Annotated in this window: 9 protein-coding genes and 1 pseudogene; 5 read left to right on the top strand and 5 right to left on the bottom strand. The window is 70.6% G+C overall.

All coding sequences use genetic code 11. The annotated features are described in order from the left end of the window. Positions 1–1082 (bottom strand): annotated as a pseudogene (locus H4N64_RS39165) (MFS transporter); the annotation flags it as partial. A 195-nt stretch (positions 1083–1277) separates the two neighbouring features. Continuing rightward, positions 1278–3947, bottom strand: coding sequence for a D-alanyl-D-alanine carboxypeptidase (locus H4N64_RS39160; protein WP_186287383.1), 2670 nt, complete (start codon positions 3945–3947; stop codon positions 1278–1280). A gap of 218 nt (positions 3948–4165) precedes the next feature. Here H4N64_RS39160 and H4N64_RS39155 point away from each other — a divergent pair, with 218 nt between their 5' ends. From H4N64_RS39155 to H4N64_RS39145, 3 genes are all read left to right on the top strand, one after another. Beyond that, the gene (locus H4N64_RS39155) at positions 4166–4921 is read left to right on the top strand and encodes a GOLPH3/VPS74 family protein (protein WP_186287382.1); all 756 of its coding nucleotides are present in this window, start codon (positions 4166–4168) and stop codon (positions 4919–4921) included. Positions 4922–5212: 291 nt separating this feature from the next. Beyond that, entirely contained in the window at positions 5213–6070 is an 858-nt protein-coding gene (locus H4N64_RS39150) for a Scr1 family TA system antitoxin-like transcriptional regulator (RefSeq protein WP_186287381.1), read from the top strand. Positions 6071–6287: 217 nt separating this feature from the next. Then, complete coding sequence (locus H4N64_RS39145; protein WP_186287380.1) at positions 6288–6479, top strand: DUF397 domain-containing protein; 192 nt, start codon at positions 6288–6290, stop codon at positions 6477–6479. A 146-nt stretch (positions 6480–6625) separates the two neighbouring features. Here the strand turns inward: H4N64_RS39145 and H4N64_RS39140 are convergent, their stop codons facing one another. The 3 genes from H4N64_RS39140 to H4N64_RS39130 form a co-directional block, all read right to left on the bottom strand. Next, positions 6626–7495 (bottom strand): MerR family transcriptional regulator, encoded by an 870-nt coding sequence (locus H4N64_RS39140; protein WP_186287379.1) that lies wholly within the window; start codon positions 7493–7495, stop codon positions 6626–6628. Positions 7496–7560: 65 nt separating this feature from the next. Further along, complete coding sequence (locus tag H4N64_RS39135; protein ID WP_186287378.1) at positions 7561–8067, bottom strand: glutathione peroxidase; 507 nt, start codon at positions 8065–8067, stop codon at positions 7561–7563. Between the two features lie 89 nt (positions 8068–8156). Next, positions 8157–9131: an ArsR/SmtB family transcription factor gene (locus tag H4N64_RS39130; protein WP_186287377.1), complete on the bottom strand. Its 975-nt coding sequence runs from the start codon at positions 9129–9131 to the stop codon at positions 8157–8159. Between the two features lie 67 nt (positions 9132–9198). On the opposite strand from H4N64_RS39130, the gene H4N64_RS39125 reads away from it, so the two are divergent. Both H4N64_RS39125 and H4N64_RS39120 read left to right on the top strand, forming a co-directional pair. Next, positions 9199–10395: an MFS transporter gene (locus H4N64_RS39125; protein WP_186287376.1), complete on the top strand. Its 1197-nt coding sequence runs from the start codon at positions 9199–9201 to the stop codon at positions 10393–10395. A 55-nt stretch (positions 10396–10450) separates the two neighbouring features. Next, positions 10451–12115 (top strand): cellulase family glycosylhydrolase, encoded by a 1665-nt coding sequence (locus H4N64_RS39120; protein WP_186287375.1) that lies wholly within the window; start codon positions 10451–10453, stop codon positions 12113–12115. Positions 12116–12150 lie beyond the last annotated feature (35 nt).

Here is a 12150-nt window from a genome sequence, read left to right as displayed (position 1 = left end):
TGCACGATGTCGACGACTGTCTTCACGCCGATCCACACCGTGAACCCGACGACGGCCAGCACGGTCGCGTACCACTTGCGCGAGCGCGGCACCGTGAACGGCAGCGCCGCCACCAGCGCCACCCCCGCGAACACCATCGAGAGCCGGGTGATGTTGGAGCCGATCTGCGAGTTGATCAGCCACACCAGCAGTACCGACAGCGCGTAGACCGCCGAGGTCAGCCGGACCGTCTTCCACTCCTTGGGGACGAGGAAGAGGACCAGGACCGCGGAGGCGAACGGCAGGATCGCCGAGGCGAGCGCCATCGGCTGCGTCCCGGAGAAGGGGAACAGCCACGCCGACACGGCCACCACCGCGGTCGGCGCGAGCCCCAGTGCCCAGGCGCCGGGTCGCCGCTTCTGGAGGAACAGCGCGACCGCGACCAGACCGACGAACAGGCCGGCGACCGGCGAGGACATCGTCGCGAGGGCGGCCAGCGGGGCGGCGCACAGCGCCTTCGCCCAGCGCTTGTAGCGCCAGCGGTACGGCCAGCAGAACACGACCGCCACCGCGGCGAGCGCGAACATCGTGCCGAGCCCGAAGGTGACCCGTCCCGAGGCCGCGTTGCACAGCAGCGCGAACACCCCGGCCAGCGCTGCCCACAGGGGATTGCGGACGGACCGGCTGCGGATGAGGACGAGCGTCAGCAGCCCTGCCGAGACGGTTCCGGCGATCATCATCGTCGTACGAACGCCCAGCACCGACATCAGATACGGCGACACCACGCTGTACGACACCGGGTGCATCCCGCCGTACCAGGCCAGGTTGTACGCCGAGTCAGGGTGCCGGCCGACGAACTCGGCCCAGGCGTCCTGCGCCGCGAGGTCGCCGCCGCTGTTGGCGAAGGTGAAGAACCAGACGATGTGCAGGACACCGGCGAGGGCGGTGATGGACAGGACGGAGCGGCGGAGCAGCCGCTCACGCACGGTGAGGAGGAAGGACTCCGGGCGCTCTTCGGTGAGCGGCTCGGGCACGCGTATTCGCGGGCCGGTTACCGGGCCCGGATCGGCGTCGTCGGCGCGTGTCGGCTCCGCAGTGGCCACCGTTAAGGCACTCCCGTGGTGTCCTGTCTTCTGTTCTGGCCGCGTCCCGTTTCCCGCGTGTTGTCGGCCATGTCCCTGAGGGTTTCCCGGTCGTGCCTTGTGAGCGGCGACCTGCCCCGTTTCGTGACGCTAGCACGCAGCCCGCCGAGCGGCTCCCGGGGTGGGGCCCGTCGGCGGGCTGCGGTGCCGGGCGGATCAGCCGACGCGGGTCAGCTTGTCCGTGAAGCCGGGTTCGACGAGGTCCGACTGGAGCGCCACCGGCACCTTGACCGCGCCCGCGGTGCCGCCGTCGCCCACGGTGAGCGTGCCCACCTTGGTGCCGGCCTTCGCCTCGTGCGGTACGGAGTCGGCCTTGAAGTCCAGCTCCACCTTCAGGCCCGCCCAGCCGACCGCCTTGACGTCCTTCGTCGCCACGACCGGGGTACGGCCGCCGAGGCCGTCGTCGACGTATCCGACGACATCGCCCTTCTTCAGCAGCGTCGCCGACTCCAGGGCGCCCTGGGCGGCCCGGATCAGCTGGTCGCCGGAGTCGAGCGCGGCGGCGAGGATGCCGCCGCCCGCGTCCGGCTGGCGCACCACGGCGCCGACGATGGTCCGCGTCTCGCCGCCGACCTCCTGCTTCGCGGCGAACACCAGGTTGCCGAGGGCGGAGGTGGTGGTGCCGGTCTTGATGCCGACGACGTTGTTCTTGCCGACGAGCTGGTTCCAGTTGCCGTGGTTCTGTCCCTTGTAGTCGTCGTACGACATCATCGCGGCGACCTCGCGGAAGGCGGGCTGCTCCATCGCGGCCTTGGCGAGCTTGACCTGGTCCACGGCCGTGCTGACCGTCGTGTCGTTCAGACCCGAGGGGTCGGTGTACGTCGTGTTCGTCATGCCGAGTTCCTCGGCGGCGGCGTTCATCTTCTCCACGAACGCCTTCTCCGAGCCGGCGTCCCAACGGGCGAGCAGGCGGGCGACGTTGTTCGCGGACGCGATGAGGATGCTCTCCAGGGCCTCGCGCTGGGTGATGGAGTCGCCGGCGAAGACGTCGACGGTGGACTCCTGACCGGCGTTCGACTGCTCCTCGGCGGCCTGGTCGATCTCGATCTTCGGGCCTTCCTCGCCGCTCTTGAGCGGGTGGTCCCGAAGGATGACATACGCCGTCATGACCTTGGCGACGCTGGCGATCGGCACGGGCTTCTGGTCGCCGGAGGAACCGAAGGAGCCGATGCCCTGAACGTCGAGCGCGGCCTGTCCGTCGGCGGGCCAGGGGATGTCGACCTGGGAGCCGTCGAAGGTGTAGGTGGATTCGGCGGTGAGATCGAGGGTGGGTGCGGGCAGCGGACGTACGGCTTGCACGATCGCAAACACGACAACAAGCAGCAGGACCAGGGGCGTCCAGATCTTGACCCGTCGGACCAGAGTGCGGACAGGGGTGTCCGGGGGCGGCGGGGTGTTCGTCAGCTCGGCGAGCAGGTCCAGCGGGGGCTTGGGGGGCAGCGGCTGCTGGGTGGTGCGCTCGGGGCCGACCTGAGGGACGGCGGTGGTGACGTCCGGCTTGAGGGCCACGAACTTGCTCGTGGGCCGGTCCACGGGCGGGCGTGGGGCGCGGAAGGTGGTGGTGGGCTGATCGACGCCGGCCCCCGCTCCGCCCTCGGCCGCACGACCGGCGCCACTTTCGCCGCCGCCGGCGGGTGCGGGGGTGTCTCGGGGGGTGGGCTTGGCGGGGGCGTCGTGCGCGGTGCCCTTGGCGTCGGTGGGGGCGGGCGCGGCCTTGGCGTCGGCCGTCTGCGGTTTGGCGTCGTCGGCAGGCTCGGTGTCCGTGGCGGGCTTGGTGTTCGCGGAAGCGTTCGGCCCGGAGCCTGGGGCGTCGTTCTCGGTGTCCGTGGCGGGCTTGGTGTTCGCGGAAGCGTTCGGCCCGGAGTCTGGGGCGTCGTCCTCGGTGTCCGTGGCGGAAGCGGTCGGGGCGTCTTCCTGGGCGTCCGCGGCGGACGTGGTGTTCGCGGACGCGTCCGGCTCGGAGTCCGGGGCGTCGTCCTCGGTGGCTGCCTCGGCCTTGGGCCGCTCGTCCGCCTCGGGCTTCGCGTCTGCCTCGGGGGTGGAGTCGGCGGCGCCCTCCGGCTCCAGCTCGGTCGCGTCGGCGTCGGCGTCAGGGCCGGAGTCGGCATCGGGTGCCGCCGTCTGCTCGCCCTCGGCTTCAGCGTCCGTGCCCGCCTCGGCCTCGCCGCTCGCATCGGCGCTCTGGCTGTCCTCGGCCTCGCCGCTCTGGCTGTCGCCGACCTCGTCGCGCTCCCCGGCGGCCTGGCTGTCCTCGGCGTCGCCGCTAGCTTCGGCGGCCTGGCTGTCCCTGGCGTCGCTGCCCGCCTCGCCGCTCTGGCTGTCGCCGACCTCGTCGCGCTCCCCGGCGGCCTGGCTGTCCTCGGCGTCGCCGCCCGCATCGGCGCTCTGGCTGTTCGCGGCGTCGGCGCTAGCATCGGCGGCCCGGCTGTCCTCCGCCTCGGCCGTCTCGGTCGCTCCGGCCGGCTCCTCGGCCCTCTCCTCCGCCGTGTCCGCCGCCTCAGCCCCCTCCGCGGGCTCCTGCTGCTTCTTGTCGCCCGTTGCCACCCACGCCGCCACCGCGGCGCGCAGGCGGTCGTTGCCGGAGCCGGGGGCGGGGTTGCTCGCTTCGGGCTTCTCGGTGGCCTCGGGCTTCTCCGGCGACCGCCTGGCCTCCGCCAGGTCGCTTGCCGACAGGACGCGGGTGGCCGTGTCCACGCCTGTGCGGGCCATGGCGAGGCGGGGGTCGGAGGATTCGTTCCGCGCCTCCGGAACCGGACCCGCGCTCCCCGACGTCGGTTCTGCCGACGACTCGCGCTGCTTTGAACTGTCGGGGGACTCGCCCGCCACCGATGCCTCCTAAACCGTGAACCGTCTGAACCGCCGCCGCCCGGGACACCGCTCCGCAGCGCTGTCCGAACCATGTACCAGTGTCCTGTGTGCGGGCTTGACTGACGCGATAGACGAGAACGACATACCTACTGGTTCCCTCACAAACAGGTCACGCACCCTCGACAGACCAATGTGAGAGGGGTCACCCTGTCATTCATCCACGCGGGGAGGCATGGATGGGCAGGAGCCGCAGAACGATTCCGGAGGAGCTTCTGCTGCTGGCACTGGACCCGGCCACGGGTACCACTGCACAGCCGCAGTCGCTCGACCTCGGTCTGGCCGGAGCACAGCTAGTGGAGCTGGCGCTGGCCGGACGGATAGCCCCAGACGGGGATCGTATCGCCGTGGTGGTACCACGGCCGACTGGAGATCCGACTTTGGACTGTGCGTTGGAGTTGCTGCGCAGGCGTGGCGCTCCCGTGCGTGCCGTCCACTGGATCGGCGGGCCCCGACTGGGGCTGCGCCAGACCTACCTCTCGCATCTGGAGCGGTGCGGCATGGTGCATGCCGTGGCCGGACAGATGTGCGGAGTGTTGCCGACGACTCGCTACCAGGCGACGGACAACGCCATCAGCCGGGAGATCAGGGCCCGGCTGGACTCCGCGATCCGCACCGGCGTACCGCCGGACCCGCGGACCGCGGCGCTCGCCGCACTGGCACACGCGGTAGGCCTCGGCAAGCACCTGTACCCGGGCAATGAGGGCAGGTCCTCAAGGTCCCGGCTGCGGGACCTGATCAGGCACGACCCCATGGGCGGTCTCGTCGCGCACGCCGTGATGGACGTCCAGAACGGCGTCGCGGCCCAGCCGCGTCGCAGCCCCGCGCCGGCGGGCCGCCAGCCGGCCGCCGGAGGCAGGGCCGCACCGGAACCCGCTCGTGGCGTTCCGATGCAACCGCGCAGAGGCTCGATGGCGCGCGTCGTGGCCCACTGAGCCGCGGTTCACGACGTAGCGCCACAGCAGCAGGTACTGGCAGTCCCCCAAGACCCGGTACGGGAGCCGCTGGTCCGCGCGGGGTGGCGGGACCGTATGTGTCCGGACGACGACACGGTCCCGCCGCCCCGCGCGGCCGCATGTGCGCGGGAAGTGGAAGTGCGGCCCGAACTGGCCTGTATGCAGCGCATATCTACCGTTTCCCAGCGGTAGAAAGCACCTTGGTGGCAGTCTGCTCAACAGCAGATACGCAAAGTCGCAGCAGTACATGCAGCCGGAGGTGCACGTCCCGTGGCGTCCAATGTCAATCCCACTGTCAGGCGCCGCCGGCTGGGTCAGGAGTTGCGCCGGCTCCGCGAACTCAAGGGCATGACGGCAGAGGAAGTGGCCGAGCGGCTGCTGGTGTCCCAGTCGAAGATCAGCCGGCTGGAGAACGGCCGCCGCAGCATCAGCCAGCGCGACGTCCGTGACCTGTGCGGGGTCTACGAGGTCGAGGACCACCGGATCGTGGACTCCCTGATGCAGATGGCCAAGGACTCGCGCCAGCAGGGCTGGTGGCACTCCTTCGGCGACATCCCGTACAGCGTCTACATCGGCCTGGAGACGGACGCGGCGAGCCTTCGGGTGTACGACCCCCAGGTCGTCCCGGGCCTGCTGCAGACGAAGAGCTACGCGGAGGCGCTGATCTCGGGCGCGTTGCCGGAGGTCGCGCCGACCGATGTCGACAAGCGGGTCCAGGTGCGCCTGCGCCGACAGGAACGTATCTCTGCCCCGGAGAACCCGCTCCGCCTGTGGGCCGTCCTGGACGAGGCGGCGCTGCGCCGCGAGGTGGGCAGCCGGCACGTGATGATCGAGCAGTTGGAGCACCTCATCGAGATGTCCCGGCTGCCGCATGTCACCGTGCAGCTGATCCCGTTCGCCATGGGCGCGCACCCGGGTGTGAGCGGCCAGTACGCGATCCTGGAGTTCCCGGACGCCGCCGACTCCAGCGTGGTCTACATCGAGGGCGTGACCAGCGACCTGTACCTGGAGAAGGCGCAGGATGTGCAGAAGTACAGCGTGATGTACGAGCACTTGCGCGCCCAGGCGCTGAACGCCGACCAGAGCCGGGAGTTCATCGCGAAGGCGGCCAAGGACTACGCGTCCTGAGCTGCGGCGCCGGAAGATACACCTTCGCCCGGCCGTGGCGGAAGCCCCCACTGGAATATGCCATCCGGTCGAGTGAATAGTCGCTCCGCACATCGATGTTGGCGAGTAGCGTCGATCACGCCATCAAGTAACACCGTTGGCGAAAACGTGCCGTGTGGATACAAGCCACGCGTACGGCACGCGGACAGCAACTCAGCAACTGGTTACCGGAGCGAACATGGCAATCAAGCAGGGTGTCACGGACAAGTGGGTCAAGTCCTCGTACTCGCAGGGCAATGGCGCATGCGTCGAGATCAAGTCCCCTGTCGTGTCGGCAATGGCCGTACGGGACTCCAAAGTCACCGAGGGCCCCGTCCTGGCGTTTCCCGCGAGCGCGTGGAACGCCTTCGTGGCGTCGGTCAAGGCGTAAGGGGCTGCCCCCCTGAGCCTCGGCCGGTGACGATCGACAACTGCACAAGCACCACGCAGGAGCCCTCTCGACCAGCCCGCCGTCCTTGCCGAGGGGGCTCGGCTCGTGCCCGGCAGCCGCGCAACGCGCCTGCCGGGCACGGCCGTTCACTTCACCGGGAAGGCGACATCACACACGGGGTCCTCGGAGCCCGCCGCGTCCCAGTCGGCGAAGTAGACCTCCCGGCACGGACCCGCCATCCACAGCCCCTGCTGGGGGATCCACTGCTCCACCGCCTCGAAGGCCGCCAGGATCTGCGGATGGGCCACCTGCGCCTTGGTGATCCGGGTGTACGCCAGCCGCTGGGCAGGCTCCACGCGCACCTTCGCCCCCCGGGTACGGCCCTGCTTCTCGACCCATGCCCGGGCCGCCGCCTCGTCGGCCACCGGCACACAGGACTCGGCCGGTCCGTCGCTCTCCATCGACACCTCGGAGTGGTACACGACGAACGGCGCCGCGGTGATTCCGCCGCACTCCTTCGCCGCCTCCTCCAGGCGTCCCAGCGACGTCCCGATCCACGCCGGCAGCTCGCCCGCCAGCACATGCCGGGTCTCGGTGATCAGCACCTGCTCGGGCACGTCCACCGTCTCGACCACGAAGTTCTCGTACATCTCGGAGTTCCTCCCCGACAGTCGTCCACGGAGGTACTCGGCGAGCGTCCGCTGCCCCGCCACCCGCGCCTCGACGTCCGCCCAGTAGGCGTCGAGCCGGTCGGCGGCCGTTGCCCCGTCCGGTGCCTCGACGACCTCCGCGACCCGCGCGAGCGGCATGTCCAGCTGGCGCAGAAGGGCCACCGTGCGGGCACGCTCGATCTGGTCGGCGCGGTAGTAGCGGTAGCCGCTGGCTTCGTCGACATGCGCCGGGGCCAGCAGCCCAAGGCGGTCGTACAGCCGCAGGGCCTTGGCCGAGAGCCTCGCCCGCGCGGCGAACGCGCCGATGGTGAGCAGTTCGTCGTCCACGGCCTCATCCTCCGTCACCGGGCGGCTCTTCCGCCCGGCACGAAGAACGCTCGACCCTGCCCCAGGGTCAAGGTCAACCTCGACTAGACCAGGGCGCTTTCCACGGCCGAGACGACCTCCGCCGCGTCCGGTTCGGTCTGCGGGGAGAAGCGGGCGACGACCTGGCCGTCCCGTCCGATCAGGAACTTCTCGAAGTTCCAGCGGATGTCCCCGCTGTGCCCCTCGGCGTCGGCGAAGGTGACCAGGCGCTCGTACAGCGCGTGCCGCCCCTCGCCGTTCACGTCGACCTTCTCGGTCATCGGGAAGGTCACGCCGTACGTCGCCGAGCAGAACTCGGCGATCTCCTCGGCGCTGCCCGGCTCCTGCCCGAGGAACTGGTTGCAGGGCACGCCGAGCACGGTGAACCCACGCCCCGCGTACCGCTCGTGCAGCCGCTCAAGCCCGGAGTACTGCGGGGTCAGCCCACACTTGGAGGCCACATTCACGACGAGGACGACCTGCCCGCCGTACTGCTTGAGATCGGCAGAACCGCCCTCAAGCGCCCCGATCTCGACTTCGAGGGGAGCACCATTGCTGCTGTTTACAGTCATGCCGGGATGCTAGCCCGGCACTGTCGGCACAGCTGCGGGCGGCAGCGCCGGGCCGCGCGACCCACCCCCGCGCCCGCACCGACTCCCGGTCACCCCCGGCCAGCCCCGGCCGCCTCCACCACCACCTCCCCCGCCGCCGTGCGCGCGTACAGCACCGACCGCCCCGCCCGCCGCCGCTCCACCAGCCCCGCGTCCAGCAACACCCGCAGATGTCGGCCGACCGAGCCCAGACCCTGCCCGGTCACCGCGACCAGCTGCGTCGTGCTCATCGGGGCGCCGAGCAGGACCAACACCCCGGCGCGGGCGGAGCCCAGGAGCGCGCCGAGGCCGGTCGGGACGGACCGGCGGTCGTGCTGCTCGGCGAGGACACCGGTGCAGGGGTAGACGACGGCGTACCGCTCCCGCCCCTCCCACGACACCCACCCCGACTTCGGCGTCACCGGCACGAACACCAGCTCCGCCCCCGAGATCTCCCGCGGCGGATACTCGTGCCGGTTGACCTGGAACCGGCTCTCCCCGAGCCACCGCGTCCCCGGCCGCAGCGAGTCCAGCACCGCCGCCCAGCCGCTCCGGCTCACCTGCACGGTCCGGGCGACCACGTCGGCCTCCAGGACCCGTCGGCGCCGGTCCCAGTCCGGCCGTACGGTCTCCTCCCAGACGTACTCAAGAAGCGCCGCAGCCCGCGACGGCAGATCGTCCCGTTCCAGCGACGCGGGGAGCGGCCCGGCGAGGGACAGGACGAGGTGGGCGCGCGCGTCCGAGGGCCGAGCCGTACGCACCCGGGCGACGCCCTCCTCGAAGGTCTCCCCGTCGCGCGGCGTGGGCGTGAGGAAGTCGGCGATCCAGTCCCGCCCCAGCCCGGCGCGCACCAGCAGCGCGGTCACGGGGTCGGCGGCCAGCAGCGCCAGGTAGCCGGGCCGGTGCGCCCGCAGCCAGTCCCGTTCCCCGGGATACGCGCCCACGCCCGCGTGCAGCAGCTTCAGGCTCGCGAAGGTCTCGGCGAGCGGCGAGAGCACGAACCGGCTGCGCGCGAGCGTGTCCGCGTTGACCTGCCACCAGCCCATGACGACTCCTTTCGCGTCTGCGCGAAACATTAACGGCCCCCGCGAGGGCCGCCCGAGACTCCCGGACATGCGCGGCAACAGCTATCAAGTCCTCTTCCGTACCCCCGAGTTCACTCCTCTCTTCCTCTCCTCCTCGGCCCACATCGCGGCCCACACGGTCGGCGGTCTGGCGCTCGGCACACTCGTGTACCGGGCGACCGACTCCCCGCTGCTGTCGGCGGTGAGCATGTTCGGCCCGTCGCTGGCCCAGGTGCTGGGCGCGTCCCTCTTCCTCTCGGGCGCCGACCGCCTGCCTCCGAGGGCGACCCTGACGGGCCTCTCGCTGGCCTTCGCGGCGGCCACGGCGTTCCTCGCGGTACCGGGACTGCCGATCTGGGCGGTCTTCGTCGTCCTGCTGGCACAGGGCCTGATCGCCTCGCTCGGCGGGGGAGTGCGCTGGGGCCTGCTGAACGAGATCCTCGCCAAGGACGGCTATCTGCCGGGGCGTTCGGTCTTCAACATGATGAGCGGGATCATGCAGATCGCCGGATACGGGGCCGGCGGAGTGCTGGTCGCGATCCTCTCGCCCCGCTGGTGCCTGCTGCTCTCGGCCTCGCTGTACGTCCTCGCGGCGGCCGGAGTCCGACTCGGCCTCACCGCCCGGGCCCCGCGCGCCTCGGGCCGCCCGTCGGTCGCGGCGACCTGGCGCACGAACGCCCTGCTGTGGTCCTCGCGCCCCCGCCGGACGGTCTTCCTGGCCCTGTGGATCCCCAACGGCCTGGTGGTGGGCTGCGAGTCGCTCTACGTCTCCTACGCCCCCGAGTCCGCCGGCACGCTGTTCGCCTGCGCGGCCCTCGGGATGCTTGCGGGCGATGTGACGGTGGGCCGCCTGATCCCGCCCGCGCGCTGCGCCCGGCTGGGGGTGCCGCTACTGGTGCTGCTGGCTTCGCCGTACGTCTTCTTCGTGCTCGGCCCGTCGGTGCCGCTCGCGGCGGTCGCCGTGGTGCTGGCCTCGGTCGGTTTCGGGGCGAGCCTGATCCAGCAGGAGCGGCTGATGGCGCTCACACCGGACGAACTGAGCGGACACGCGCTGGGGTTGCACTCCGCCGGGATGCTGACCTTGCAGGGAGTGAGTGCGACGGTGGCGGGGTCGGTGGCCCAACTGACCTCTCCCGCAACGGCGATGACGGTGATGGCGGTGGCGTCGCTGGCGGTGACGGGGTGCCTCGCGAGGGGGCTGCGCACGCCGGTGCCCGGGGGAATCGAAGAGCGCGCGCTGTCTTGACGTGTTCCTGTCGGAGTGGATACATGTGTGGGAGCGCTCCCACGTTTTTCTTCCGATGCTTTCCGGTGCTCACTTCTCTGGAGTCGCAGTGAGAACACACAAGAGCTCGGTGGCGGCGAGACTGCTGACGGCGCTGGCCACACTGTTGGGTCTGCTGGTCCTGGGCGCGACCCCGTCCCAGGCCGCGGATGCACAGGCCGTGGGCCTGCACATCAGCAACGGCCGCCTCCTGGAGGCGAACGGCAACCACTTCGTGATGCGTGGTGTGAACCACGCTCACACCTGGTACCCCGGCGAGACACAGTCGCTGGCCGACATCAAGACGAAGGGCGCGAACAGCGTCCGCGTGGTCCTGTCCAACGGCCACCGCTGGACCCGGAACACACCCGAGGACGTGGCCGCGGTCATCGCAAGCTGCAAGGCGAACCGTGTGATCTGCGTACTGGAGGTGCATGACACGACGGGCTACGGCGAGGAGGCGGCGGCCGCCACGCTCGACTCGGCGGCGGACTACTGGATCGGCCTGAAGGACGTGCTGGCCGGCCAGGAGGACTACGTCATCGTCAACATCGGCAACGAGTCCTGGGGCAACACCGATCCGGCGGGCTGGACCGACCCGACGATCGCCGCGGTGAAGAAGCTGCGGGCGGCGGGCCTGGAGCACACGGTCATGGTGGACGCGCCCAACTGGGGCCAGGACTGGCAGGGCGTGATGCGCGCGAACGCCCAGGCGGTGTACGCGGCGGACACCACCGGCAACCTGATCTTCTCGATCCACATGTACAGCGTCTACGACACGGCGGCGGAGATCACGGACTACCTCAACGCCTTCGTGACGGCGAAACTCCCCATCCTGATCGGCGAGTTCGGGGGACCTGCGGACCAGTGGGGCGATCCGGACGAGGACACCATGATGGCCGAGGCGCAGAGGCTGAACCTCGGCTATCTGGCCTGGTCCTGGAGCGGCAACACGGACCCGATCCTGGACCTGGCGATCGGCTTCGACCCGAACCGACTCAGCTCCTGGGGGCAGCGTATCTTCAACGGCGCGAACGGCATAGCCCAGACGTCGAAGGAGGCCACGATCTTCGGCGGCGGGGGGACCGACACCCAGGCCCCGACGGCCCCCGGCACCCCCACGGCATCGGCGGTGACCTCGACGTCGGCGAACCTGAGCTGGCCGGCGGCGACTGACAACGTTGGCGTGACGGCGTACGAGATCGTACGGGTGACGGGCACGACGGAGACGACTCTGGCGGCGTCGACGACGACCTCGGCGACACTCACCGGCCTGTCCCCGAACACGGCGTACACGCTGGCGGTCTACGCGAAGGACGCGGCGGGCAACCGCTCGTCCCGCTCGGCGACGGTGACGCTGACGACGGCCAGCCCGCCCACGGGAACCTGCGCGGTCGCCTACCGCGTGGTGAACGAATGGCCGGGCGGCTTCCAGGCCGACATGACGGTACGCAACACGGGCTCGACCCCGGTCAACGGCTGGACCCTGACCTTCGCCTTCCCGGCGGGCCAGACGGTGACGAACATGTGGGGAGGAGTCCCGACGCAGACGGCGGACACGGTGAAGGTGGCCCCGGCGTCGTACACGACGACGATCCCGGCGTCGGGTTCGATCTCGATCGGTTTCACGGGCACGAAGGGGACGACGAACCCGTCGCCGACGGCCTTCACACTGAGCGGCGCGATCTGCACGACGAGTTGACTTTGACAGTCGACCGGGATGGGCCCGCGATCCAG

Origin of the sequence: Streptomyces cupreus (assembly GCF_014257025.1) — a bacterium.
In the GTDB taxonomy this organism is placed as follows: Bacteria; Actinomycetota; Actinomycetes; order Streptomycetales; family Streptomycetaceae; genus Streptomyces; species Streptomyces cupreus.
The sequence above is the reverse complement of the archived record's forward strand: the minus strand, read 5'-3'. Positions and strand labels throughout refer to the sequence as shown.